Here is a 25,693-nt window from a genome sequence, read left to right on the forward strand (position 1 = left end):
AACCCTTTTCCTGAAATAATTGTTACATTTTTGTCATCAATTGTTGAAGAATGCAAAGGGCATCTTTTTTTGTCAACGGATTTTCTCCACATAAGCGTCCAATTTCAAATGCCCAGGGAATGTCTAGAGCAGAGGAGAGTGGCTCACTGAAAACAACGGAAGGCCGATCATGTTTCAACAGGCTGCCTTTATCTAAAATAATGTATTCATCCGCCCATTCATAAGCAAAATCAACATGATGGGTTGATACGATGACGGTTTTGCCACGCTGGTGGAATGTGTGAATTAAAGCGATAAGTTTTTGCACATTCGCGGGGTCTAGTCCAGCTTCTGGTTCGTCCAAAATGAATACATCCGGATCCATCGCTGCTACCCCAGCGATAGCGGCACGCTTTTTTTCACCTGCGCTAAGTGCATGCGGCGGTTTATGACGAAGATGCTCAATTCCACACGCCTTCATCGTTTCTGTTGCAGCTATTCTTGCCGCTTCTTTCGTCCAGCCAAGCTGAAGCGGACCATACATCACATCTTCCTCTATTGTCGGTGCAAACAACTGCATATCCGGATTTTGCATCACAAAGCCGATTCTTCTTCTCCATTTTTGCAGATGCTTTCTTTTGTAGATAAGCTCTTCCCCGTCCCATAAAATCGTACCGGCAGTTGGCTGCATTAATCCGGTTAAATGATGAAAAAGTGTTGATTTTCCCGAACCGCTTTCACCGAGGACAGCTATTTTCACACCTTTTTTGATCGTCGTGTTGATTTGTTTTAATGCTTCTGTTCCATCAGGATAAACGGAACAAATACTTTTTAATTCGATCATTTCTTTTTCCTCCAAATTGATTGCCATTCAGACGATGATATATAGTCCAAACCGCCGCGTAAATCGACAGCATGCTGTCTCTCATTCATTTCCATTAATGTTGATGTAAAGATATGAACGGCGGCTCTTGCAGCCATTTGAATACCCGGGCGTCCGGATCGCAGCGTCTGTGCCATCAGCACCTCGCTCTTTTTTTCCCACAATTGAAAAATAAAGCGATAGACGAGCGCCACAATGTCAATAAATAATGAAGGCAATTTACAAACATGCATCAGCCAAATAATTTGTGTAAAAGGCGTTGTCAAAATAAACGCGTAGAGAGATGCGGCAGAAGCAAACGCCGCACAGGCTGTTTTCACAGCTTCTTGTATAGTCTCTTTATTTGCGTATATAGATAACCAGCCTTCAAAAGAAAAAGCAATTGGCAAAACGCCGGCTATAATAAACGTAGCCGGCGCCATTAATAATCGCATATATAAAATGAGTGATACACCGCCCCTAGAAACAAATATGGAAGCCATGAACACTACAAATAGTGCTACGGCCGTTTCTCGCCATATTAAAGAAAGAAGCAGCATCGGTAAACAGATAGCCGCCTTTTCAGCGGGGTGAATGCGAGCGAAACGGCTGTTATATGCCGCGCGGTTGAGCACATTCATGATTTCTCTCTTTTCGAACGCGTGCGGATCGTTCCAATTACGTATCCAATTACGCCAGCGCCAAGAGCAGCTTGCAATGAAAAAAGAAGACTCTCCGTTTCACCGCCCGGCGGTTCAAAAACGGGTGTAGCCCACGGTTTATAGTCCGCTTGAATAGCCGTGATTTTTTCTTCTGCAAGACCGTCTGCCCCACCAAATTCACTGTCCTGCCACATAAAAAGTGGAATGATAGCAATTGCCGCGGCTAACAAAAATAAGATGATGTTTTTTTTCATGAGAAATGAACCCCTCTCAGCGATGTACGGTGCTTCTCTAACCAATTAACGGCAGCAGCTGTCAGCAATCCTTCACATACAGCAAGCGATACTTGTGTCACGGCGAAAATGCCCGCAAATTCAAGAAATGATGCATATACTCCGCCCGTTTCAGATGGAAAAGCAAGTGCCAGTTGCAAAGACGTAACGGTATAGGTTACGATATTTGCCGCAAAGGCCGTGAAAAAAGCATTCGTTCCCGCTTTCACGCCCGCTTTTTTCAACAGACGGTACACTGCGTATGCCGCAAATGGACCGGCAATCGCCATTGAAAAAGCATTCGCACCTAGCGTTGTAATGCCTCCATGCGCGAGCAAAAGAGCCTGAAACAGTAGAACAATCATACCAAGTACGGTCATTGCTGACGGTCCAAACATCATTGTGCCAAGTGCTGTCCCGACCGGATGCGAACTACTGCCAGTCACAGAAGGAATTTTTAATGCGGATAAAACAAACGCAAAGGCACCAGCAAAACCGATCATAAGCTTCGCTTCCGGGTTTTCATCAATAGCTGTTTTTAACGTTTTTAATCCCCACAGAAAAAATGGTATAGTCAGGATCCACCAGAAAATAGCCCATCCTATGGGCAGAAATCCTTCCATAATGTGCATCGCCGCCGGTTCTGTGTAAGAGTTCAGCCAGAAAAAGACAGCAAGCAATAAAATGATTAATTTTTTCATACAATAGCCTCTTTTCAATTAAATGAACGGGCTGCATCGATAAATACAGCAGCAAGTTCTTTGTTGGATGGAAAGCTGCACGTTCTAATTTCATGATAGTCCGGGGGCAAACTTTTACAAATAAGAACGTACCGATTCATTTCGGTTAATTTCTATGTTGACGTATGTCGATCACTCCTTTTTCGGTAACGCAAAAAGCCCCCGCTTCTTTAATGGAGCAGGGGCAGAAAATCGCAAAAAAGACATACTTTATACGTATTCATCCCGTTCTTCCCACCGAAGAATAGTGTTTAGGCATTAAAAGCAGGTCTCCTGGCTCGCGGTCCTTTTACTTTTGTCCTCCTTCCCGGTGTATGCACCAGTGGGTATAGACAATTTCATCGCGCTTACAGTAGCGGGGGCTGCATCGGATTCACACCGATTTCCCTATTATCCCGGACGTTCGAACTCCGGGCACTTTTAATGTTTCATATTTAGTTTTATTTTCCTAGTCAAGGATAGCAGGAAATATATTATTTTGACAAGGGAAAATTCATTAATTCAGTAAAAAATGGATTAGTTGTTCATAAACCAAGTAAAAAAAGCGCCAAAGTATCGCGCTTCTTCAACTTAATCATCTGTATCGGTTTCGCCGACTGTTGCTTCACCGGTTGCACCGTTTACATACACGTCCGTTTCTGTTTTACTGTCACGAATTTCAATTTTATAATGGCCGTCGTCAAGTTCCACTTCAGTTACGTCACCTTTTACTTTTTTCTTCGCAGCCGCAATCGCTTCTTCTTGTTTAACCGTTACATTTACTGCCTCATTGTTATCATCATCGTCGTCATGATCATCACGTTCTATTTTCAATATTTCCCCTGTGTCTCCATCAATGGCGATATCATGATGATTTGTATCTACTTCATAAACAGGTCCATTCCATTCGTGCTCAAGTTCAATGCTTTCCACGACCGCTTTCGTTTCTTTTTCAGCGATCGCTTTTGCTTCTTCCATCGTCAATTTCGCACCCACACTCGGCACTTCCGCTTGAATTTTATCTGTTTGAACACCCCATACAGCTCCTCCACCAATAAGCCCTAATGCTAATAATCCGCCTGTCATTGTACGTTTTTTCATGTTTTTTTCCTCCTTGTTTTTTGATCTTGCTTCTATCATAGCCTCGCAAGATGAGAAAATAAGGTTAGAAAAATGAGAGTTCGATGAGAGACATTAATCATCCCATGAAATGGACATAATCTCACCAGAAATGACATTCACCTGCACGATTGCCTCGTCACCGTTTGCAAGATCAATATCGACAATAAACGAACCCGCTTCGTCCTCGTCGCCCATTTCAATTTCATCGATCGTACCAGGCACTTCACGGAGCGCAATTTCTCCGGCTTCCGCTTCTGTCAACGGTCCTGATTCCTTCGCTGGATCTATTTCTTCTCTAAGTGCATACTCTTCTTCAATTCCCGACTCTTTATATTCCTTCACTCGCTCTGATACTCGAATCATCTTCTGAAGTTCACCCGTCTCGCTATCGACGGTTATCACATATTGCTCTTTGGCCACTTCAATCGTATACACATACTGCCCATCTCTCTCAGCTGATTTTGTCACTGTGCCGTTATACAGCTCGGCCAGCTGCTCACCTGCTTCCGTCATCGTAACGTTCGGCGTCGTCCCATTCCGATATATAAAAAAAAGAGCCGCCGCAGCTGTTAAGACAGCGATTGTGATCCAAACTTTTTTCATTTCTCTTCACTCCGTTTTTTCATTCATTGTAGCCATGTATTCTGAGATATCGCTAAGAGTGATGATCGCCGTCGTCCCTTTTCCTTCTTTACTTTCTATTTTCACATCGGTTCCAATCGCAACCCCTATATCTTTAGCCAACGACAGTCCAAGACCAAACCCGCCCGTTTTGCGAGAACGTGCTTTATCAACTCGGTAAAAACGATCAAATATCTTATCAATGTCACCAGATGGAATACCAATGCCTTTATCAATGACACGAATTTCATTTTTTTCAACAAGAAGGCAAATCTCCTTATCCGAATATTTACGGGCATTGTCAAGAAAAATGTACAGAATTTGGCGTAACTTCGCACGATCAGTCCATACAGTAATGGATGCATATACCTTTACATCAACACGCCGATCATACGCTTTTTCAAACGATTCCGCGGCCTCCTTTACAAATGACGCTACGTGTACAGGCTCTTTTTGAATGTTCCATGATTCATCGTGCCGTGCAAGCGTTAATAGCTGCTGCGTTAATTCTTTCATCCGCACCGCTTCCTCATGAATCGCTTCAACAGATTCATCAAATAAATCCGGCCGGTCTTTCCCTCGCCGCCTTAACAAATTTGCATACGATTCAACGACCGTCAGTGGCGTCTTTAATTCATGTGATGCATTTTGTACAAATGCTTCCTGCTTCACATAGTTTTTTTTCAGCTGCTCCATCATGTCGTTAAATGTTTCCGCCATTTCATTCAATTCATCATTTTGTTTGCTATTCATTTTAATCTGTTCATACTGGCCGCTTTCTCGTATGTGGCGCATCGTTTGCGTCATACTCGCAATCGGATTGGAAATGACTGCCCCAAGCACACGTGCTGATAGGACAGCTGGAATAACCGCTAAAATGGACGTAGCGATTAACACGATTCGCAAAATACTGAGAATGCGGTCAGTCGCCTGCAAATTTTCCATTATTTCTAATGACGCTACGTCCCCATTTCGCCAAATGACAGGTGATGTCACACGTGCATAGCGTGCGCTTCCAACCTCCAGCACACTTCGCTGTTCGGCCGTTTCGTATACAGCTTCACGCTCGCGCAAATCGATGGCTCCGGGTGAGGCAGAAACACCGTCCACTGTCGAATCTGGTAAAATAATGCGCACCATCCCGTCCGCCGGCGCATATGCCCGAAGCAATTCAGCACTTGACACGGCAACAGCTGGATTCGAAACACCCGTCATGATTCGTCTCGCTTCTGTCGCTGTCCGCTCAAGATCTGCTTCTTTTAACATGATGCCGGCTGCAAAATAGACTGCCGTATTCATGAGAATGACGATGACAATGAGCAATACACTCGTCCCGAGATGAATTTTGTTTTTTAACTTCATCAATCTTTTAATACGTAGCCGATGCCGCGGACTGTATGAATAAGCGGCACCTCAAACGATTTATCCATTTTATTCCGCAAATAACGGATATACACGTCGACCACGTTCGTGTCCCCATAGTAATCGTATCCCCACACACCATCGAGCAGCTGTTCTCGAGATAACACATGGCGCTTATTTTTCAATAAATAGAGAAGTAAATCGTATTCACGCGGCGTCAAATCAATCGATTCACCCGCACGGGTCACGTCACGTGACTCTTCATTCAGGAATAGATCCCCGGCGGTTAGTACCATCGTTTGAACCGACTTGCGAAGGGCTGCCCGAATTCTCGCAAGCAATTCATCCATATCAAATGGTTTTGTCACATAGTCACTCGCGCCGATATCAAGACCTTCCACTTTGTCCGTCACTGTGTCTTTCGCCGTCAGCATAATAACGGGTACATCACTTCCTTGACGAATGCGGCGCAGGACACCCATTCCATCCATTCCCGGCAGCATAACATCAAGGAGAACAAGATCAAATGCCCCTTCACGAAAAGCTGCAATGCCATCAAGCCCGTCAAATGTTTTTTTCGTTTCATACCCTTCATGTTCCAGTTCTAGTTCAAGCACGCGGGCGATCCGTTCTTCGTCTTCTATAATTAAAATACGCTGTGCGCTCACATTCAGGTCTCCCCTTTCGTTACTATTTATTATCGTTGCAGCAGTGTGTTTTGTCCAAAAGAAAGGACGGTCCACAAGGAACCGTCCTTTTATTCATTCGTTTAAAAAGTCATGTATCAGCGTCTTTAGTTCTTCGTTTTGTTTCACATCCTCCAGTACCACTTCAATGACGTGGCGGCGTGGTTCCGGCGCCTGCAGTTCATCCTGTAAAAACGACAGAAGTTCTTCCTGATCAGAGTCTCCTGCATCCTGCATCACACCGATTTTTCGCATCAGTACGCTTTTCTTATTTTCCCGATATAATGTTTTTTCCGGCATCCACCGTTCTAGAATGCTTGAATCAAAAAGCTGATCACCTGTCTTCATCACATCTTGCACGACTGATTCGACGCGGCGCATCGCATAGCCAATAATGACATCAAGCTCTAATTTCTCTTCAACCGCTACAACAAAATGAACCATATTTTGCACAAGACCGAACAATGTAACTGCTAAATCCGTTGAATACGGCTGTACCTTTTCGCCAAATACTTCGATCATCCGCCTTTGTATCCATCGCAGTTCTGTTAAATGATGCTGCTTCACAAACTTTTTCAGCTCCGCATCTTCCGACACAAATACTCCTTGAAAAAGCACAAACAAATTATTCTCTTTATTCACTTCCATTTTCACTTTAATCTGCTCGACAAACACTTCTTTATCGTGAACCGTCCGCCCGGCAAGCATACTTATCCGTCGTTCATCCGTTTCACTATTAATTTTTTCAAAAATGCTTATTAATAGCTCATTTTTCGACAAGAAATAATTATAAAATGTTCCTTTCGAAATACCGCTTTCCTCTAAAATATCTTGCACGGATGTGGCTACATATCCTTTTTTAACAAATAGCGCATGTGCGGCCGCCATTACCTTTTTCTTTCGTTCATTCAATTCGTTACACTTCCTCTAGTTTGAACTCATGGTCTAAACATACATTAGCGGAAATTTTCGTTCACTTCAATACTTTCAAAATCATTCACTTAATCATTTGTACTATACGTATAGTTTAAATATTTGTTATAATAACTGTCTAATGAATGAAAAACAAGGTCTTCGAATCGAATAAGAGACCCTGTTTTTATCTTTTTTAGGCGCTTCATCTCCCTCTTCCATTTTGTACAGGGCGTAGCCCAAATATAAGTGGGAGATGAAGCGCCTTTTTGCGTATCAAAACATGTGTTTATATGGTATATTCCTCCTGTACAAGTTGTTCTTTGAAAACTGAAGATATGAGGTTCTAGCAGGAAAAAACGGCTGCTAAGTAAAATCTTCAACGTTCTCATCCCCCACACGTACCGAAGTCGCGAAAACCAAGCTAAAGTAGGGCCTGTGGCAAGTCCAACGTACATGATATTTTGTGCTTTCACCGTAGGGACTACGGGTAGAGCCTGCTCAATAACGGGGGGATACACAGGTGTTCGCAGGAATCCCCCACTTCAAGCGTTAGCTAAGTGGGGGTAGTTCAATTCTGATCAACTTTCATCTTTATCTTATCCCACCTATCTTTTAAATGTTTCGTAATAGGCTAACTTGTCCAGCTCCGTTATGACAATCAGTTCATACGACAGCAAATTATTTCCTGCGGCCGCTAAATACCTAGCATGGACCATTCACTCCAATGCGTCTTTGTCAATTTCCAGCTGTTCAAATACCGTTATTTCCCCTGCGGTCTTCAATCGCTTCATGTACATTCATTCCCTTTCCTGTTTATCTGATTTTTCAGACTAATGAGATCAGTTACTCTTACTGAATAGTTTCATCGCTAAAAACACCCTTCGCTTGAATTCGGCGAGGGCGTTTTTGCTTACTTCACTGCATTTGTTAATGATTTAATAATTCCAAGATGCATGCCTTCATGCCATGTGACAAACTGAAGAATCGCTTCAACCGTCGTCATCTCAAAGCCAGCAATCGTCACTGGATTTGAACTTCGTTTTTCTGAAAAATGCGCTTTAACACGGCCTACTTGCTGCCCAAGTGCCTTTACTATTTCCTCTGCTTCTGGTACGTCGCCTGTCCATTCAGATGGACGTGTTCCATTTCCAAATAGAGCGCCCCACTCGGGTCGTTCGATCTCATAGCTGTCATCCACCCTATGTAATAGCGCTTCTGTTATAAAATAAACATGTCCCGCATTCCAGTGAATCGTATTTGAATAGCCAGAAGGCTGCTCGTCCCACTTTTCTTTCGGTGCCTGCTCCAGTGTACCAATTGTAGCCGCACGTGAAAATCCAAATTGTTTCATTGATTCCATCAAAATCACTCCTTTATGTAAACATACAAACACATCATAATACATACTTCCTATCATGCAAACTATTCCGCCTCATTTTTCGTACAAACGACGATGTCAATTGGGTAATGCCGCCCCTTCCTTCCAGGTACCTGTTCAACCAACACACCTCGCTGATAATAGCTTTCTACCGATTCATAACGCTTGCCGCGTCCGTGTCCAAACAGCGTTGATATGATTAGTGTTCCACCTGGTTTTAACATCGTATACAAATGGTTAAGATACATTGTTTCATCTTGCAAATGTTCGATCGTTTCAAAACTAAATATGGAATCGAACACCCCTAACCGATCAGGCAGCATCGGATCTGCTTCATTCTGTGCTTCAAATGTAATAAGCGGATAATAATAGCGTCCTTTCGCATACACGATCGTCTCAACATCACGATCAACGCCAACTACTTCCGTCAATCTCTTTTTCGCTGTTTTCGCAATAATCTGCGTGCCAAATCTGCTTCCACATGCAATATCAAGTACACGCCCTTTTACATAGTGAATCGCAAATTGATAACGCGCAATATGCTCAATCAGCATTCCATTCATCTCATCCGGCCAAATCTATTCCTCTGTCTTTTCCATAATTGATGGCCCCTTTTCGCAAACAATGCCTTTATCACCGCTATCCGTTTATTTTATCATTTTCCGACATAAAAAACGCCCCCTCTATTTAGATGGAGATCCTATTAGATGAAAGTAGCTTTTTTTCAAATAAATTACAATCCAGTGAAATTCTAAAGGATTATCTTCCAAAAAGTCGAATACATTAAGGGCCTAAATTATTTACGACGAGAAGAAACCTCGTAACTCTTAGTGATGATAGATAAGTTTGAACATCTGAGGTTTCTTATTCAAAAATAGTGCAAGAGCGATTGCTCAATCAAGAAAGAGCTTATCATTGACAAAGCACAGCTCATATGAAAACGTATGCAATTCTACTTTTAATCTAGTTAGGAGGGTATGCCTTGAAAGTTCCTACGAAGCCATGGACATTGTTGTATAAAATACAACAAGAAGTGATTCCCGATGCACATCATTATTTAAATGAATGGAGGGAGAAGGCTAACAAGATCCCAAATGAGGAATTACGAAAACAAGCGCTTTCCAGCATTAAAGAGAAGACTTTCCACTGTGAAGGTGGAGCTGTTTACGGATTGCTTGCAGGAAAAGAATGCAGAAACATTATTCGATTTATTGTGGCTTATCAAACGATCAGTGACTACTTAGATAATCTTTGTGACAGGAGCACTTCTTTAGATGAAAGAGATTTCCGGATGCTTCATCAATCTATGCACCATGCCTTAACCCCTAGAAAAGAGCCCGAAAATTATTATCAATATCGGAACGAGCAAGACGATGGCGGTTATTTGGCTTCCCTTGTATTAACTTGTCAAAATGTTCTGGAAAAACTGCCTGGATTTCAAAATGCACAGAATGCTATGCATCAATTAGCCGGTTACTATTGTGATTTACAAGTATTCAAACATGTTGAAAAAAATAAGCGTGTTGAATTATTAGAAAATTGGTTTGAGAGGCACAAGCACGAAGTACCCGCAATGACTTGGTATGAATTTTCTGCTTGTGCAGGTTCTACATTAGGTATTTTTTGTTTTGCTGCCTATGCATCCTACCGTTTGAAAGAAGAAGAAGTGAGCGTATTAAAAAATGGATATTTCCCTTGGATTCAAGGTCTTCATATTATGCTTGATTATTTTATTGATCAACAAGAAGACCGAGAAGAGGATGATTTGAATTTTGTCTTCTATTATGAAAATGAAGAAAAAATGGTTGAACGAATCCGGTATTTCAAAGAAAAAGCCGAGGAGAGTATCCGTAGTTTGCCTGATTGTAAATTTCATCAACTGATTAACAAAGGCCTGATCGCCATTTACCTAGCGGATAAGAAAGTTCAGGAAGATAAAGATCTGAAACGAACGGCTAAACGTTTTATCCGCTTTGGTGGGTTGCCCACTCTGTTTTTTTATCTAAATAGTTGGGTGTATCGCCAAGCATAAACATTGTTTCAAACAAAAGCACCTTCCCGAAATATGATTTCGAAGGGGCGCTTTCGGCTCTGCTGTATATGCTTTTGTCGTCCCTGCAACTAGTTTTTGATTGTCAATACTATTTTTCTTTACAAATTCATCTACGTTGACATCGTATGTCGGTTTTAATGCAAGATAGGCCATCCAAAAAACGGTGAAGCAACTCGTTTTGCTTCACCGTTTTTTATTTTATTACCGTTTTCTTTTGTTCTTTTCTTTGATCATTTTTCTTACGTTTTTCATGCCACCCATTTTACCAAACATCGCATTCATTTTTTCAGTTTCAATTTGCTTCGAATTTAAGCCCTCATACTTCGCTTCTTTTTTCAGCTTTTGATAACTGACCAATCTTTCACTTAATATAACTCCATTTTGAATCGCTTTTAACACGGCACAGTTTGGTTCTTTTTCATGCGAGCAGTCGTGAAATCGGCAATTTTCAGCAAGCTTATCAATATCCGCAAAAGATTTTGAAACAGAAGCAGATTCGATTCCTAATTCACGCATACCTGGAGTGTCAATTAACGCTCCGCGATCCGGAAGAACGATGAGCTCCCGCCTTGTCGTCGTATGCCTGCCTTTATCGTCATTCCTTGTTTCCTTTGTATAAAGAAGGTCGGCCCCTAAAATACGATTAATTAGTGTCGATTTCCCGACACCGGAAGAACCGACAAAAGCAACCGTTTTGCCACTATCAATATAAGGTTCTACTGCTTGATGACCTTTCTCGCTTCTACTGTTTGTAACAAGTACATCTACACCAATTGCAACAGAATCCAGCTGAGCAATATTTGCAGAAATATCCTTGCTTATATCCGATTTAGTCAGAACAATGACAGGTATGGCACCGCTGTCCCACGCTATGGATAAATACCTTTCTACTCTCCGCACATTAAAGTCCTGGTTAAGCGCCATACAGATAAAAACAGTATCGATATTAACAGCGATTACTTGAACATCATTCGCTGTCCCCGCCGCTTTCCGTTCAAAAATACTTTTTCTTGTCAGCACTGCATGAATAATGGCATTTCCACTTCTGTCATTTGTTTTGTCCAGCATAACAAAATCACCAACAGCAGGATATTGCGACAAATCTTTAACTTTGTAGCGAAATTTACCCGAAATCTCGGCTGTAAGCTCGCCATATTCTGTGATCACTTTGTATACATTCTTGTATTGAGAGACGATGCGTCCCACATAAAGTTCTTTATATAAGGCCGCTTCCTGAATAAACTGTTCAGACAGACCTGCATTTTTCATATTTATCTTGTGCAATTTTATTTCCTCCTAAAGATTGAGTAAGCTTTTGGGAGGATGATACATTTATTGTTTTATGTATCCCCCCCAGCCCACTACAATCTCCGTTGCATTTTTGTTCCTCATAAATAAACAGCCCCTTTCGCTCTTATTGAGAATTAGTTTACATGCATTTAAAAAAACATTCAATATTACTCGATTGCCTTGGACGAAAAAAGAGAGCACAAGATATTGTTTAATATCTCGTGCCCTCTTTGTAGCTGAATAAGCATGTATGATGATTTAATTATTTCCCAATAAACATTTGTGTCCAGTGACCATCTACATATCCAACACCAATATGCGTGAAGTCGGGGCTTAAAATATTTTTACGATGTCCATCACTGTTCATCCAAGCATTCATTACTTCTTCCGGTGTTTTTTGTCCTTTTGCGATATTTTCACCGGCTGCTTTGTACGTAATGCCAAACTGTTTCATCATATCAAACGGCGAACCGTATGTTGGAGATTGATGAGAGAAATAGCCTTTATTTTTCATATCTTGTGATTTTGTACGTGCAACATCACTTAACTTCGTATCTAGTTGAAGAGCTTTCACTCCTTGTTTCGCACGTTCTTGGTTAACCAATTCAAAGACTTGCTGTTCGAATGCACTGACGCTGCCTGCTTCTGCTTTTTGCTCAGTTTGCTGTGGCTGTTCTTGTGTTACAGGTGCTTTCGGTGCTTCCGTAGGTGCTTTTTCTTGTGTTACAGGCGCTTTCGGTGCTTCCGCAGGTGCTTTTTCTTGTGTTACAGGCGCTTTTGGTTGTGTTGCATGTGCTTTCGTTGTCTGTTCAACTAGTTTTTTAATATCAATATTATATTTCTTTGCAAATTCATCTAAATTGACTTGTTGACTATTATATTTCTTTACTATTTCATTTACGTTAACTTGTTTAACTGTTTGTGTTGATACATTGACATTACATGTTGGCGATGCTGCCTCTGCCTGACCTGCTGTGAAGAGTCCTAATGTAACAGCACCGGCGATTGTTGCCATGCGAATATTCTTTTTCATATTATAAATTCCTCCTAAAAGATTGTGTTTTTCTTAATCTACTTAATGCCTGTCCCCTGCTGCCTACTTATTGTTGCACGATCTTTTACCGCCCCGCAATGGATTCTGGCGTGGAAAATTTCGCCACCTTTTGAAAATGGTAGTTTCCTATAATGACCACCCTCTTAAACACTGATACAGTAGCGGATTGAACATAATCGATTCTTTCACTACTTGTTTCGGTAATGAAAGTGTAAATACCCTGTCATATTCGTTACATAAAAAAAAGCGCCTTTTAGGCACTTTTTTACAAATCATAAACAAGTTCTTCATTTTGAAAGCGAGGTCTACAGACTCTCGTAAAATTATTACCGATTTCCAAACTGTGCTTCATGAAGACGGCGATAATGGCCGCCACGCTCAAGCAGCTCATGATGGCTGCCCTGTTCTTCGATTCCGGACGGCGTCACCACAATAATCCGGTCTGCATGCTTAATTGTCGCAAGCCGATGGGCGATAACAAGCGTCGTGCGTCCAACAGCAAGCTCCGCCAGCGCCTGCTGAATAGCAAGTTCTGTTTCAGTATCAAGAGCAGATGTCGCTTCATCCAAAATTAAAATCGGCGGATTCTTTAAAAAGATCCGTGCGATGGCCAGACGCTGCTTTTGCCCGCCAGATAGTTTTACCCCTCGTTCGCCGATCACGGTTTCAAGTCCTTCCTGTAAAGAAAGAACGAACTCATCAAGACGCGAGCGCTTCAATGCATCCATAATCGCTTCATCGGATGCCCTAAGGTCGCCATACAAAATGTTTTCACGAATCGTTCCAGAGAATAAAAAGACATCTTGCTGCACAATGCCGATCTGGCGTCTGAGAGAGGCGAGTGTCATTTTTTTCGTATCGAGTCCATCCATGGAGATATAGCCTTCCTGGGCATCATAAAAACGCGGCAACAAACTGCACATCGTCGTTTTACCGGCACCAGATGGTCCGACAAATGCTACCGTCTCTCCCGCTTTAATCCACAGGCTAATATCGTTTAATATGGATGTTTTGCCTTCATAGCCGAACGTGACGTTATGGTAGCGAATATCGCCACGAACTTTATCGATATCGATCGCGTCCCATGAATCCGCTACATCCGGTTCTGTATCCAGCAATTCAACATACCGTTTAAAGCCTGCAATGCCTTTCGGATAGCTTTCAATGATGGCATTGATTTTTTCAATCGGTCGGAAGAAAATGTTCGAGAGCAAAATAAAGCCCACAAACTCGCCATAAGTCAACTCGCCATGCATGACGAAATAGGTACCGCAAATCAGGACGAACAGTGTCACCGTTCTCATCAGCATGTAGCTGATCGACATGTTGAGCGCCATGATTTTATACGAGATAAGCTTCGTCAATCGGAAACGGCTGTTGTTTTTTTCAAACTGCGCTGTTTCATGCTTTTCATTGGCGAACGCCTGCACGACACGAATGCCGCCCATGCTATCCTCAATACGGGCATTAAAATCCGCAATATCGCCAAACAGCCGATGAAAGGCGCCGGTCATTTTTTTGTTGAAGTAGACGGCTAGCCATAAAATAATCGGAATAATGATAAAGGTCAGTACAGCCAGTTTCCAGTTAATGTATGCCATCATCGCAAACGCGCCGGTCAGTGTCATTAAAGCGATAAACAAATCTTCCGGACCATGATGCGCCATTTCACCTATTTCCATTAAATCGCTCGTCATTCGTGAAATAAGGTGGCCAGTTTTCGTATTATCAAAAAAGCGAAACGACAGCTTTTGTACGTGGCCAAAGAGTTTACGGCGCATGTCTGTTTCAATGTTAATACCAAGCATATGTCCCCAATATGTTACTACATATTGAAGACCTGCATTGACTATGTAAATAAGTAAAAGCCCGATGCTCACGGCCAAAATTAAATTCCAGTCGCCACCCGGCAATAAATCATCGATAAAATGATTAACGACAAGCGGAAAAGCGAGTTCCAAAAGCCCCGCCGCCACTGCACAGAAAAAGTCCAAAAAGAAAAGTTTCTTATAAGGACGATAATAAGAGAAAAACTGCTTAATCATACTTTATACACCTCTTCTAATCGTTTGCATTTATGCCAACACCCATATCTAAATTAAGCAATTGAAAATGATAATCATTTTTAATTAAATGTTACCATAATTATCCCTAATATGAAACGTGAATCTACACTTTTTATTTTAATTTGACACACAAAAAATAGCCCTTAATTAATGTTAAGGACTAATTCTCTGATGAACAAAGTCACGATTGGACTTTAGCGATTCATTTTTCACGGCATTTCCGCCGTACATGCACCTGATTCAAAGCGCTCTCCAAACAGGAAGCCTTGTTCATTCGTATAATCAATGTGGATCTCCTCATTCAAATAGCGCTTTGTGAAGTGATCGATTCGAATTTGAACACCCTTATTCTCCAAAATACTGTCATATCGCCGCGGCTCATCGAAAATAATAGAAAGGTTGACGGCCAATCCGCATCCACCAGATATATTGGCATCAATCCGTGGAAATTTCCCTTCGTTTGAAACAGATGCTTTTAATTTATTCACTGCCGCCTCCGTCAACAATATACGCATGTCTCCCCCCTCCTCCCTAAGAGTATTTTCAGTTTATTTCTCTTTCGAATAACGCAATACGGGCTGTCTCGCCGCTTGTACTTCATCTAACCGTCCAATGATTGTTGTATGTGGTGCTTCTAATACAAGTTCTGGATTTTCTTCTACTTCTTTGGCAATCTGAATCATTGCCTCCGCAAAAGCATCCATCGTTTCTTTCGACTCTGTTTCCGTCGGCTCGATCATCATGCATTCCTCTACATTTAATGGAAAATAAATAGTAGGTGGGTGATAACCAAAATCAAGCAGCCGTTTTGCCATATCGAGTGTTCTAACACCTAGTTTCTTCTGCCTGGACCCTGATAAAACAAATTCATGCTTACAAAATTGTGAATATGGTGATTCAAAATAAGGCTCCAGCTTTTTACGCAAATAATTAGCGTGCAGAACAGCACTTTCAGATACTTGACGTAACCCAATAGGCCCCATTGTGCGAATGTATGTGTACGCACGTACAAGTATGCCAAAGTTTCCATAATACCCTTTCACACGGCCAATCGATAAAGGGTGATGACTATTCAATACGTATCGATCGTTTTCTTTCTCAATACGTGGCACCGGCAAATACGGAATCAGTTTCTCTTTCACACCGACTGGGCCTGCTCCAGGACCGCCGCCGCCATGAGGCGTTGTAAATGTTTTATGAAGATTTAAGTGGACAATATCAAAACCCATTTTCCCAGGTGTCGTTTTCCCTAATATGGCATTCGCATTGGCCCCATCGTAATACAATAAGCCGCCTGCCTCATGAATCACTTTGGCGATATCAACAATGTCTTTTTCAAATAACCCCAATGTATTTGGATTGGTCAGCATTAAAGCGGCTGTATCATGATCGACATGTTTTCTGAGTTCTGTAAGATCCACTAAACCATCTTCATTTGACGGAATAGTCACTGTTTTAAAACCTGCCACCGTTGCACTTGCAGGATTCGTTCCATGTGCAGAGTCAGGAACAAGTACTTTTGTTCTTTTTTCACCTTTTTGCGCAAAGTACGCTTTGACCATCATTAACCCTGTCCATTCTCCCTGCGCTCCGGCTGACGGCTGCAGCGTCACAGCATCCATGCCCGTAACTTTAGCTAAATCTTCTTGCAGCTCATATAAAAGTGTAAGGGCTCCTTGTACCGTTTCAATAGGCTGATATGGATGAATCCGACTAAATCCTTCAAAGCGTGCTACATCTTCATTAATTTTCGGATTGTACTTCATCGTACACGAACCGAGTGGATAAAACCCATTATCAATGCCATGATTTTTATTTGATAGTGCTGTGTAATGACGAATAAGCTGCAGTTCTGACACTTCCGGGAGTTCCGCTGGCAAGTCACGTATTAAATGAGCAGGCAGCTTATCATGTAAATCAACTTTTTCAACGTCACTTTCCGGAAGGCTTGATCCGATTCGCCCCGGACGGCTAATTTCAAAGATTAATTCATTGTATTCAGCCATTAATCATCGCCTCCAACACCGTTACAAATTGGTCAATTTCTTCTTTTGTCCGCTGCTCTGTCACCGCAATCAGCATTTGCTTCTCAAGTCTATAGTCATTCCCTAAATCGAACCCACCGATCATGCTCCTCTCCAACAGTTTTGCATTGATTTTTTTAATAGGTAGCGGTAACTCCACAATAAATTCATTAAAAAACGGAGCTTTATTTTTCACGTTAAAACCTTTCTTTTGAAGGCATTTAGCCATATAATCCGCTTTTTCAATGTTCAACTGTGCCATCTGACGGATTCCTTCTTTTCCAAGTGATGCCATGCAAACAGCAGAAGCAAGTGCATTTAATGCTTGATTTGAACAAATATTAGAGGACGCCTTATCTCGGCGTATATGCTGTTCGCGTGCTTGAAGCGTTAAGACAAACCCTCGTTTTCCTTGTTCATCCGTCGTTTGTCCAACAATACGCCCAGGTACTTTACGCATCATTTTTTTCTTCACGGCGAAATAGCCGCAATGCGGGCCGCCAAAAGACATCGGGATGCCTAGTGGTTGCATGTCCCCTGTCACGATATCCGCACCTAGTTTACCCGGCGCCTCTAAAAGCGCTAAAGCGAGCGGATTGGCACTCACAATGAAAAGCGCGCCTTTCTCTTCTGATATTTTCTTAATCTTCGTTAAATCTTCAATAGAACCGAAAAAGTTTGGATATTGAACAATGACCGCCGCCGTGTCTTGATCCATTTGTTCTTGCAGCTTTTTGAGATCTGTTATATCTCCATCTAGTACAGCTTCTTCGACAGTGTAGTCTAGTCCACCTGATACTGTATTTAAGATCGCTCTCGATTCAGGATGCACCGATCTTGATACAACCACTTTTGATCGTCTCGTTGACATAACAGCAAGTGACGCAGCTTCTGCCAGTGATGTAGGACCATCGTACATCGAAGAATTCGCTACATCCATGCCTGTCAGTTCACAAACCATCGTTTGAAATTCGAAAATAGCCTGTAATTCCCCTTGGCTGATTTCCGGCTGATAAGGTGTGTACGCCGTATAAAATTCAGACCGTGAAATGACGTGATTGACGACGCTTGGAATGTAATGATCATATGTGCCGGCACCGAGAAAAATAGGGTATTGATTGGCCTGTTTATTTTGTGATGATAGCTGATGCATTTTTTTTACAAGAAGCGCTTCTGATAAAGCATCCGGAATGTTTAGCTCACCTTCTAAACGGATTTCTTTTGGTACGTCTTCAAACAATTCATCCACTGAAGAAATCATTAAAAGAGCGAGCATCTCTTTTTGATCTTGTTTTGTGTCTGGTAAGTATCGATAAGTGGATGTCATTTTATCGTTCTCCTTCTCTTTTGTAGAATGGTGTTTTGACAACACGGGCATCTACCTTTTTATGGCGTATTTCTATTTTAAGCGGCGTTCCCTCTTTAGTATGTTCCGATTGGATCAAGGCAAGACCGATATTTTTCTTTAAAGTCGGTGAATACGTTCCTGATGTTATTATCCCAATTTCTTCTTCTAATTCGGAAAACACTTTATACCCATGACGCGGAATACCTCTCCCCGTTACTTCAATCCCAGCTATTTTTCTTGTTAACCCATCTTCTTTTTGTTGTATAAGAGTTGATTTACCGATAAAATCACTTCCTTTATTCGTTTTTACAGCAAAGCTGATTCCTGCTTCTAACGGACTGATGTCATCAGTGAGCTCTTGACCGTACAAAGCAAAACGTGCTTCTAAGCGAAGAGTGTCACGCGCACCAAGTCCGCATCGCTTTAAGCCCTTTGCTTTCCCAGCTTCTAGAAGGCCCTCCCATAGTTTTTCCGCGTCAATTGCGTTTAAATAAAGTTCAAAACCGTCTTCACCTGTATACCCTGTCCGGGAGACAAGCACGTTTTCCACACCGTTCACACGGACATTCTGCGCAAAATGGAAAAAGCCAATTTTAGATAAATGAACGTCCGTGACTGTTTGTAAAATGTCCTCTGCTTTAGGTCCCTGAATTGCAATCAGGGCAATGTCATTTGATCTATTTTCGAGCTTTACACTTCCTTTCACGTGCTGCTTCATCCATTCCAAATCTTTTTCAGTATTGGCTGCATTAATGACAAGCAAATATTTTTCATTCTCTAACTTATAAATGAGCAGATCATCGACTGTTCCGCCATCTGGATCACACATCGCTGTATACTGCGCTTGATTGATCTGAAGCTTTGTCACATCGTTTGTGACGAGATAATTCAAATAACATTCGGCACCTTTTCCTTCGACAAGTACTTCTCCCATGTGAGAAACATCAAAAAGTCCCGCTTTAGTCCGGACAGCTTCATGTTCTTCGATAATGCCTGTAAACTGGACGGGCAATGCCCATCCGCCAAAATCAATTACTTTCGCTCCATTTTTTTTGTATATGTCAAAAAGTGGTGTTCTCTTTAGCTCTGTTTCCTCACTCATTCCTACACCTCCGCCTTCATTTTATTCATTGTATCTTTTCATTCTTACGTGCTTTTTACTCATAGAAAAAAGGACATAGAAGGGTACACTGTCTCCCTTTATATATCCTTTTACTTGAGGTTTTAACCTTATAATAATGGCATATTTTTCACAAAAAACTCTTATAGCGACGTGTTTTCCTCAATATGAAAAAATAAATATTTGATAGCTGGTGTATACGCAGGTGAGCTCGTGTAACTCCAATGACGATTCCGGCTGTTGTTCGTATGAGCATTAACAAAAGGCACACCGCCGCGCATGCTTGTCACAATCGTTGAATGATCCATTCGTCCATCCCCCGTAAAATCATAAAAAATAACATCTCCTAAATGCAGCTGATCAGGTGATGATACTTTTTTTGCCTTTAATCCTTGCTTTGAACCCTCCAAATACCATCTCAATGAATGGGACACACTCCAACTGAAACTCCATGTACCGCCTCCGATCCACCATCCTTTTTCCCGATAAGGATACCCATGCTGTGGTGCCCCGCCTGCCAACAAACATTGCGATATATAATTGGTACAGTCGACTTCAAAATGCGGAAAAGCCGGATTGTGGCTGTTCCACCATTGTTGTGCGTACGCAACCGCTTTTTCTCTATTGTACAAATGTCACGCCTCCTTTTTACATTGTATGCAAAAAAGAGCATAGAAAAACCGGACTGATTAATCAGCCCGGTTTCGTTCAATCATTATTGTGTAACTCACAACGTTTTTAGGATGAAATCTCCATTCATCTCAAATTAAACCGCCGCGGTTCTATTCCACATCGTCGTTTATGATCTACCTAAACGACCTAAGCCCTGCCTTCTCTTAAGTCCTTGTGGCTCCGAAGCCACTCCAGTGTGAATAAGTTTTATCAACACTAGCAGAATGCCAAATTTTCTTATATGAAACGTTCTAAGTTACGATCTTCATGAGGATTCAAATATATCATGCAACTCCATTTATGTCAATTTCATTTATACATAACCATCGCTGTGTAGAAAAAAGATGGTGACAAGAATTTATCATCCATAACCTCAATCGCTGAATCCGGAAAAAATTTGATTCCATCTCTCCATTGCATTCCGAATAGAACGGCTTAATATAGTAAATCCAATCATTACATGATATTTGAATACAGTAACATTTAATTTGTTTATATTATAAAAGTAAGCATTTAATACATCAAGGTTTATTACAACAAATTTTTCCCATTATACGATTAGATTATACCCTGAAAAATAAGGGCTCTTGTATAACCATGCCGTCCCATAAATAGTCACAAAATGGGTAAGATATGGTGAATTTTAAATCTAAAAAAGAACTATTAAAGCAAGCATTTCAACACCGTCTTTTTTTGATCTCTTTATTTGTTCTGTTTAAAATTCCCCATTTCGGAAATAATAAAAGTATGAGATAATAGATAAGATTGACAAATAAAATCGGGGGTGACGTTATGTCTTATTACAGCAAAAATCGTGCCGAACCATTACCAAACGTTGACATTGAGACGTGGGAGTGTACAAAGGACGACTGCAATGGCTGGATGAGAAAGAATTTTTCCGAAGATGATTCGCCTTCGTGCCCATTTTGTGGAAGTGACATGGAAACCGGGAACCGTCTTACCAATTCCTTGCAAAATAATACATTTCGTAAATCGGCGGAAGCCGAACAAAACGAACAAAAAAAAGCGTGATTCCCTTAGTGGAATCCGCTTTTTCTACTTACTCGATCCCTTTTCTCAAAGTGAAATGATGGCGTCAAAAAAGAACCAAATAATCATCATCAATTGAATGACGACTTTTGCGAATGTACCGCTCAAGAATGCAACGAGTGTTGCGTAGGCTGCAAGAAAAGCTATCTTCATATTTTTTTGAATGGCAAGTTCAACGAGAAGAACCGCTGTAAACGGCACAATCAAAATCCCAAACGGCGGTATTATAAATGAACCGGCGATAATCGCAACGACTGCTGTCCATTCCCCCCATTTCGATCCGCCGTACTTTTTCACAAAATAGCTGTTTGTCAGGAAGTCAGCGACGAAAATCAGTACGGTGAATAAAAGCATCGCAATCCAGAAAACAACCGATAGCTCGTCTTTACTCATGCCAAAATAATAAAGGACAAATCCCACCCATAGGAGGAGTACAGATGGAACAACCGGAAAGATAAATCCAATAAAACTGGCGATAAATAATAAAATAATTCCGGTCCATACTAAAATAGCCACCCATAGCCACCTCTTCTCTGTTATGATAACATTGTACCATTATGTGAAAGAATAGGAAGTGATTGAATTTGATTAACATTGACATGCCGCAAGCTGACTTCATTTTAATAAGAAAACGAAATCTGGAAGATACGAGCGAAGCCGCTATTGCCAAAGAATATGGCTTTACGGATTATCATAAAATTCCGCGCGACAAAGCAGGTATCTATATGTTTTACGATGTAAGTGACAACTTACTGTTTGTCGGTAAAGCACGAAAACTTCGCATGCGTATCCGTAAACATTTTGAAGATAACGTCTCAAACATTAAAAATCACCGCGATGACGTTCATAAAATTGTTGTCTGTGTTGTGGAAAATCCGATGGAACGGGAAATTTATGAAACGTATATTATTAATACGCTCCAGTCAAAATATAATATAGAAAAAGCTTTTTTCAGATCTTGACCTACCACCCGACTGTTTAATAGTCGGGCCTTTTTTATGTACAATCGCTCAACATCCCACTGGATGTTTCCTCTCTTTCCTCTTTAAAGATCTCGACAAACGTACAAAGTTATAAGAGCTTTTGTCGAAACTGTTTCTTTCTTTATTTTCATCACGTATACTAGTCCCTAATATGTTTTTAGCCTTTTAAAAATGATTATTTTGGAGGATCGTAAAGGATGAATAACCATGATCACTTTCATGACTTAATGCTTCAAATTAAAACGGTGCGTACATTGATGATTTCAGCCGGAACGGTGAATGGACTCAGTCATCCTGATACGATTAAACATAGCCAACATTTGGACAAACTAATGAATCAATTTCAGCGGGAATTTGATGTACATAAAGCAAACAACACGGCTGTCTAAGCTCCGCCGTGTTGCTCATTTTATTATTTCAAGCCCTTTTGTTTTAATACTTCCTTCTGTTTCCGGGCTTTTTTACTGACATACGTATTTTTCCAGACAGCGTACAAGTTAATACCGAGCGCTACTATTGAACCGCAAAGCATAATAAACGCATCGATACTTTCCGGCGTAAACCAGTCAAAAGAGACACCAATTGCTCCTAAAAACAAGAATAATGAAGTCAAAAAACCACCTAATAAAGTAATAATATCTCGTTTCATTAGCATCTCCCTCTTCCATTACTTATTTTATACATATGTATGTACGTTTTATAAATTTGTTTACATACAAACCTGTTCATACACAAAAAAATCAGTCCCTATAAGGAACTGATTTAGAAAGTTATTGTTGGGCAAGCTGCCTTTGCCGTATGGATTACATAAGAAAGTTTTAAACCACCACTCCTCAAAGTGGGTGTTCGCAAAAACGTTCTTGCCTGTCCTCCTTGTCGTATCGACAGAGGCATGTCAGTTCCGTTTTTATATAAAACTCCCGATTACAGCTTAAAGGTTAAAACTTAATTATTGATTACGTACAACGCAGCCTGTATTCGTATAGTACTTCATTTGCTTCGATAAAGCAATGGTAATGTTTTCTCCTCCTTCCTAAGTACGATAATGTACTCTTCCTGATATCAAATTATTTCATTTTGTCTCATACACTCGAGACTTTTATCGAAGACACAGAAGCAGATTTTTTATTCCTCTTCTAAATACGAACAGCAATAATCCACTATTGTATGTACGTTTAACTGAAAGGACTCATTCGCTGGCACGTAAAAAACGCCGCTTCCATCGATTGTTTTCCACTCGCCGCCTGCAAGCTTATACTGAAGTTTTCCAGCCGTAATGTCCATCTCTTCTTTCAGCACAGTCGCAAATTCATATTCCCCTGGCATCATAATACCAAGTGTTTTTTTCGTTCCGTCTTCAAAGAAAACCGTCCGGCTTGTCACCTTTCCACCAAAATAAATATTCGCCGCTTTGTCTACTGTTACATTTTCAAATTGTATCATCGTCATTTTCATCTCCTATTCATTTTTTACTGTACCACAAAATCTAAATATTGAAAAAGACACCCGATTGGATGCCTAAGCCTAGATCATTCATTTACTGTGTACGTTAATGGGTACACACTTTCACATTGTATTCTTCAAACCACTGATTCATCTGTACAAAATAAGCAAGCAGCTGCGGCCCCGTCATAAGCTGACCAAACCATGGCACATGAAACGATGCCCCTCCCGAATCGGTAATCTCTTGTAGGGAGGAACGCGAAAAAAATTCAAGCAACGGCGAATCTTTGATAAGAACGTCATTCATCATTCCGATGACCAAGTTTGTATAGTCCGGATGATGTGTCTTCGGATACGGGCTTTTCTTCCGGTACAATACCTCACCTGGCAACAACCCGTTAAGAGCCTTCCTCAAAATCCCTTTTTCCCGTCCATCCGCCATTTTCATCTCCCATGGAATATTCCATGCATACTCAACGAGCCGGTGATCTGCAAACGGTACCCGCACTTCAAGACCAGCACCCATACTCATCCGATCTTTCCGCTCAAGAAGTGCCGTCATAAACGACACCATATTCACATAAAACATTTCCCGACGGCGGCGCTCAAGCCCACTTTCTCCGTCGAAATATGGTGTTTCACGGATTAGATCATTGTACCGCTGATCCCCGTACTCTTCTAATGGAAGAATGTTTCGCCATTTTTCATTCAGCAAAAGTGTCTTATCCGCTAACGACTGAGTCCAAGGAAAGCCACTTGCATTCAACAACTCTTCCCGATGAAACCACGGATACCCACCGAAAATTTCATCCGCACACTCACCAGACAACCCAACTGTGAAATCATGTTTAATTTCTTCACAAAACCATAATAAAGATGAGTCCACATCCGCCATCCCTGGCGCATCACGTGCAATCATCGCCGCCTTTAGTTTCCCTGCAAGCTCGTCATGTTCAATGATCGATGAATGATGAATCGATCCAATATGTTTTTGCATTTTATCAATCCACAGCCTATCTTCACTTGGCTGAAAGACACTTTTCTTAAAGTATTGGCTGTTTTCCGCATATTCAATCGAATAAGTATGAAGAGAACCTCGTCCATTTTTTCGAAAATAATCCGCAGCGAACGCGCTGATCGCACTCGAATCAACACCGCCGGATAAAAAGGTACAAACAGGCACATCGGCTGTCAGCTGACGCTCAACCGCATCTTTTAATAAAAATCGTATCTGTTCCGCTGTTTCATCCATCGAATGAAGATGCTTCTTGCTTACCACGTTCCAGTATCGCCATATGCGACGTCCAGTCCGATTCAACGTAATCGCATGAGCCGGGCGCAGTTCATGAATTCCTTTAAAAATTCCGTGCCCAGGCGTTCGCCCAGGTCCGAGTGAAAACAATTCCATGAGTCCTTCGCGATCGATCTCCGCGTTTACATGACGATGCGCCAAAAGCGCCTTTATTTCCGATCCAAACAAAAAAGAATTGTTCCATTCGGTATAAAAGAGTGGCTTTACTCCGAGCCGGTCTCTCGCCATAAACAGCTCCTGCTGATTTTCATCCCATACACCGAATGCAAAAATTCCATTTAGACGATCTACACATTTCTCACGCCATTCAATAAAAGCAGTCAGCAGCACTTCCGTATCAGAATGTCCTTGAAACGTATATCCCTTTTTCAGCAGTTCCCGTCTAATTTCTTCTGTATTATATAACTCGCCATTATACACAATCGTATACGGACCGCATGTCATCGGCTGTACGCCGCCTGCCGGATCGACGACAACGAGCCTAGTGTGACCGAATGCTGCATGATGAGTTGCCCACACACGAAAGTCATCCGGACCACGCTTTTTAAGCATTGCCGCCATCGCTTTAACTGTCTCTTGTTCATTCCTCATATCTCGTGCAAAATCTACCCATCCCGTTATTCCGCACATGCAGATCACCCTTTCCTGCATTAATGTATTCAGGCAGAATGTGAATCATTCCAAGTAAACCTTGACGGAT

At 41.4% G+C, this 25,693-nt stretch carries 27 protein-coding genes, 1 other RNA gene and 1 riboswitch; of the genes, 4 read left to right on the forward strand and 24 right to left on the reverse strand.

The window, feature by feature from the left end; translation table 11 throughout:
- Nucleotides 1-22 precede the first annotated feature (22 nt).
- From BLL40_RS06990 to BLL40_RS07045, 11 genes are all read right to left on the reverse strand, one after another.
- A complete protein-coding gene (locus tag BLL40_RS06990) occupies nucleotides 23-823 on the reverse strand; it encodes an energy-coupling factor ABC transporter ATP-binding protein (RefSeq protein WP_159434204.1) in 801 nt (266 codons plus the stop codon).
- Nucleotides 820-1,482, reverse strand: a complete 663-nt coding sequence (locus BLL40_RS06995; RefSeq protein ID WP_073711188.1) for an energy-coupling factor transporter transmembrane component T family protein — start codon at nucleotides 1,480-1,482, stop codon at nucleotides 820-822. Before BLL40_RS06995 ends, BLL40_RS06990 begins: the two co-directional genes overlap by 4 nt.
- Nucleotides 1,479-1,757 (reverse strand): energy-coupling factor ABC transporter substrate-binding protein, encoded by a 279-nt coding sequence (locus tag BLL40_RS07000; protein WP_073711189.1) that lies wholly within the window; start codon nucleotides 1,755-1,757, stop codon nucleotides 1,479-1,481. The genes BLL40_RS06995 and BLL40_RS07000 overlap by 4 nt, the downstream gene beginning before the upstream one ends.
- Nucleotides 1,754-2,476, reverse strand: coding sequence for an energy-coupling factor ABC transporter permease (locus BLL40_RS07005; RefSeq protein WP_073711190.1), 723 nt, complete (start codon nucleotides 2,474-2,476; stop codon nucleotides 1,754-1,756). The genes BLL40_RS07000 and BLL40_RS07005 overlap by 4 nt, the downstream gene beginning before the upstream one ends.
- 285 nt (nucleotides 2,477-2,761) lie before the next feature.
- A riboswitch (cobalamin riboswitch) is annotated at nucleotides 2,762-2,952 on the reverse strand.
- Between the two features lie 133 nt (nucleotides 2,953-3,085).
- Nucleotides 3,086-3,595 (reverse strand): PepSY domain-containing protein, encoded by a 510-nt coding sequence (locus tag BLL40_RS07010; protein ID WP_073711191.1) that lies wholly within the window; start codon nucleotides 3,593-3,595, stop codon nucleotides 3,086-3,088.
- 93 nt (nucleotides 3,596-3,688) lie between these two features.
- The gene (locus BLL40_RS07015; RefSeq protein ID WP_073711192.1) at nucleotides 3,689-4,219 is read right to left on the reverse strand and encodes a PepSY domain-containing protein; all 531 of its coding nucleotides are present in this window, start codon (nucleotides 4,217-4,219) and stop codon (nucleotides 3,689-3,691) included.
- Nucleotides 4,220-4,225: 6 nt separating this feature from the next.
- The gene (locus tag BLL40_RS07020; RefSeq protein ID WP_073711193.1) at nucleotides 4,226-5,599 is read right to left on the reverse strand and encodes a sensor histidine kinase; all 1,374 of its coding nucleotides are present in this window, start codon (nucleotides 5,597-5,599) and stop codon (nucleotides 4,226-4,228) included.
- Complete coding sequence (locus BLL40_RS07025) at nucleotides 5,599-6,267, reverse strand: response regulator transcription factor (RefSeq protein ID WP_073711194.1); 669 nt, start codon at nucleotides 6,265-6,267, stop codon at nucleotides 5,599-5,601. The genes BLL40_RS07020 and BLL40_RS07025 overlap by 1 nt, the downstream gene beginning before the upstream one ends.
- Nucleotides 6,268-6,360: 93 nt before the next feature.
- Nucleotides 6,361-7,197, reverse strand: a complete 837-nt coding sequence (locus BLL40_RS07030; RefSeq protein ID WP_073711195.1) for a TetR/AcrR family transcriptional regulator — start codon at nucleotides 7,195-7,197, stop codon at nucleotides 6,361-6,363.
- Between the two features lie 913 nt (nucleotides 7,198-8,110).
- Nucleotides 8,111-8,560, reverse strand: a complete 450-nt coding sequence (locus BLL40_RS07040; RefSeq protein WP_073711267.1) for a DinB family protein — start codon at nucleotides 8,558-8,560, stop codon at nucleotides 8,111-8,113.
- A gap of 62 nt (nucleotides 8,561-8,622) precedes the next feature.
- Nucleotides 8,623-9,132 (reverse strand): class I SAM-dependent methyltransferase, encoded by a 510-nt coding sequence (locus BLL40_RS07045; protein ID WP_342743116.1) that lies wholly within the window; start codon nucleotides 9,130-9,132, stop codon nucleotides 8,623-8,625.
- A gap of 428 nt (nucleotides 9,133-9,560) precedes the next feature.
- On the opposite strand from BLL40_RS07045, the gene BLL40_RS07050 reads away from it, so the two are divergent.
- A complete protein-coding gene (locus tag BLL40_RS07050; RefSeq protein ID WP_073711197.1) occupies nucleotides 9,561-10,610 on the forward strand; it encodes a tetraprenyl-beta-curcumene synthase family protein in 1,050 nt (349 codons plus the stop codon).
- Nucleotides 10,611-10,832: 222 nt separating this feature from the next.
- On the opposite strand, the gene rsgA is transcribed toward BLL40_RS07050, so the two are convergent.
- The 8 genes from rsgA to BLL40_RS07090 form a co-directional block, all read right to left on the reverse strand.
- A complete protein-coding gene (rsgA, locus tag BLL40_RS07055; RefSeq protein WP_073711198.1) occupies nucleotides 10,833-11,915 on the reverse strand; it encodes a ribosome small subunit-dependent GTPase A in 1,083 nt (360 codons plus the stop codon).
- 268 nt (nucleotides 11,916-12,183) lie between these two features.
- Nucleotides 12,184-12,954, reverse strand: coding sequence for a CAP domain-containing protein (locus BLL40_RS07060; protein ID WP_073711199.1), 771 nt, complete (start codon nucleotides 12,952-12,954; stop codon nucleotides 12,184-12,186).
- Between the two features lie 347 nt (nucleotides 12,955-13,301).
- Nucleotides 13,302-15,020 carry an ABC transporter ATP-binding protein gene (locus BLL40_RS07065; protein WP_073711200.1) on the reverse strand — a complete coding sequence of 573 codons (1,719 nt, stop codon included), beginning with the start codon at nucleotides 15,018-15,020 and terminating at the stop codon, nucleotides 13,302-13,304.
- A 230-nt stretch (nucleotides 15,021-15,250) separates the two neighbouring features.
- Complete coding sequence (locus BLL40_RS07070) at nucleotides 15,251-15,556, reverse strand: iron-sulfur cluster biosynthesis family protein (protein ID WP_073711201.1); 306 nt, start codon at nucleotides 15,554-15,556, stop codon at nucleotides 15,251-15,253.
- Between the two features lie 33 nt (nucleotides 15,557-15,589).
- Nucleotides 15,590-17,047: an aminomethyl-transferring glycine dehydrogenase subunit GcvPB gene (gene gcvPB, locus BLL40_RS07075; protein ID WP_073711202.1), complete on the reverse strand. Its 1,458-nt coding sequence runs from the start codon at nucleotides 17,045-17,047 to the stop codon at nucleotides 15,590-15,592.
- A complete protein-coding gene (gcvPA, locus tag BLL40_RS07080) occupies nucleotides 17,040-18,392 on the reverse strand; it encodes an aminomethyl-transferring glycine dehydrogenase subunit GcvPA (RefSeq protein WP_073711203.1) in 1,353 nt (450 codons plus the stop codon). Before gcvPA ends, gcvPB begins: the two co-directional genes overlap by 8 nt.
- A gap of 1 nt (nucleotide 18,393) precedes the next feature.
- Entirely contained in the window at nucleotides 18,394-19,515 is a 1,122-nt protein-coding gene (gcvT, locus tag BLL40_RS07085; RefSeq protein WP_073711204.1) for a glycine cleavage system aminomethyltransferase GcvT, read from the reverse strand.
- A 161-nt stretch (nucleotides 19,516-19,676) separates the two neighbouring features.
- A complete protein-coding gene (locus BLL40_RS07090) occupies nucleotides 19,677-20,165 on the reverse strand; it encodes an amidase domain-containing protein (RefSeq protein WP_073711205.1) in 489 nt (162 codons plus the stop codon).
- A gap of 832 nt (nucleotides 20,166-20,997) precedes the next feature.
- Here BLL40_RS07090 and BLL40_RS07095 point away from each other — a divergent pair.
- Complete coding sequence (locus BLL40_RS07095; protein WP_073711206.1) at nucleotides 20,998-21,237, forward strand: cold-shock protein; 240 nt, start codon at nucleotides 20,998-21,000, stop codon at nucleotides 21,235-21,237.
- A 45-nt stretch (nucleotides 21,238-21,282) separates the two neighbouring features.
- Here BLL40_RS07095 and BLL40_RS07100 read toward each other — a convergent pair whose 3' ends face one another.
- Complete coding sequence (locus BLL40_RS07100; RefSeq protein ID WP_073711207.1) at nucleotides 21,283-21,771, reverse strand: DUF456 domain-containing protein; 489 nt, start codon at nucleotides 21,769-21,771, stop codon at nucleotides 21,283-21,285.
- A gap of 83 nt (nucleotides 21,772-21,854) precedes the next feature.
- Between BLL40_RS07100 and BLL40_RS07105 the strand changes: the two genes are divergently transcribed.
- Complete coding sequence (locus BLL40_RS07105; protein ID WP_425429402.1) at nucleotides 21,855-22,217, forward strand: nucleotide excision repair endonuclease; 363 nt, start codon at nucleotides 21,855-21,857, stop codon at nucleotides 22,215-22,217.
- A gap of 218 nt (nucleotides 22,218-22,435) precedes the next feature.
- On the forward strand, nucleotides 22,436-22,627 hold the full coding sequence (locus BLL40_RS07110; RefSeq protein WP_073711209.1) for an aspartyl-phosphate phosphatase Spo0E family protein: 192 nt from the start codon (nucleotides 22,436-22,438) through the stop codon (nucleotides 22,625-22,627).
- 23 nt (nucleotides 22,628-22,650) lie between these two features.
- Here the strand turns inward: BLL40_RS07110 and BLL40_RS07115 are convergent, their stop codons facing one another.
- From BLL40_RS07115 to asnB, 4 genes are all read right to left on the reverse strand, one after another.
- The gene (locus BLL40_RS07115) at nucleotides 22,651-22,887 is read right to left on the reverse strand and encodes a phage holin (protein ID WP_159434205.1); all 237 of its coding nucleotides are present in this window, start codon (nucleotides 22,885-22,887) and stop codon (nucleotides 22,651-22,653) included.
- A 129-nt stretch (nucleotides 22,888-23,016) separates the two neighbouring features.
- Nucleotides 23,017-23,215: non-coding RNA, 6S RNA (gene ssrS, locus BLL40_RS07120), on the reverse strand.
- Between the two features lie 148 nt (nucleotides 23,216-23,363).
- Entirely contained in the window at nucleotides 23,364-23,681 is a 318-nt protein-coding gene (gene ppnP, locus BLL40_RS07125; protein ID WP_073711268.1) for a pyrimidine/purine nucleoside phosphorylase, read from the reverse strand.
- A 106-nt stretch (nucleotides 23,682-23,787) separates the two neighbouring features.
- A complete protein-coding gene (gene asnB / locus BLL40_RS07130; protein WP_073711211.1) occupies nucleotides 23,788-25,623 on the reverse strand; it encodes an asparagine synthase (glutamine-hydrolyzing) in 1,836 nt (611 codons plus the stop codon).
- Nucleotides 25,624-25,693 lie beyond the last annotated feature (70 nt).

Source organism: Domibacillus mangrovi, from assembly GCF_001906925.1.
In the GTDB taxonomy this organism is placed as follows: Bacteria; Bacillota; Bacilli; order Bacillales; family Domibacillaceae; genus Domibacillus; species Domibacillus mangrovi.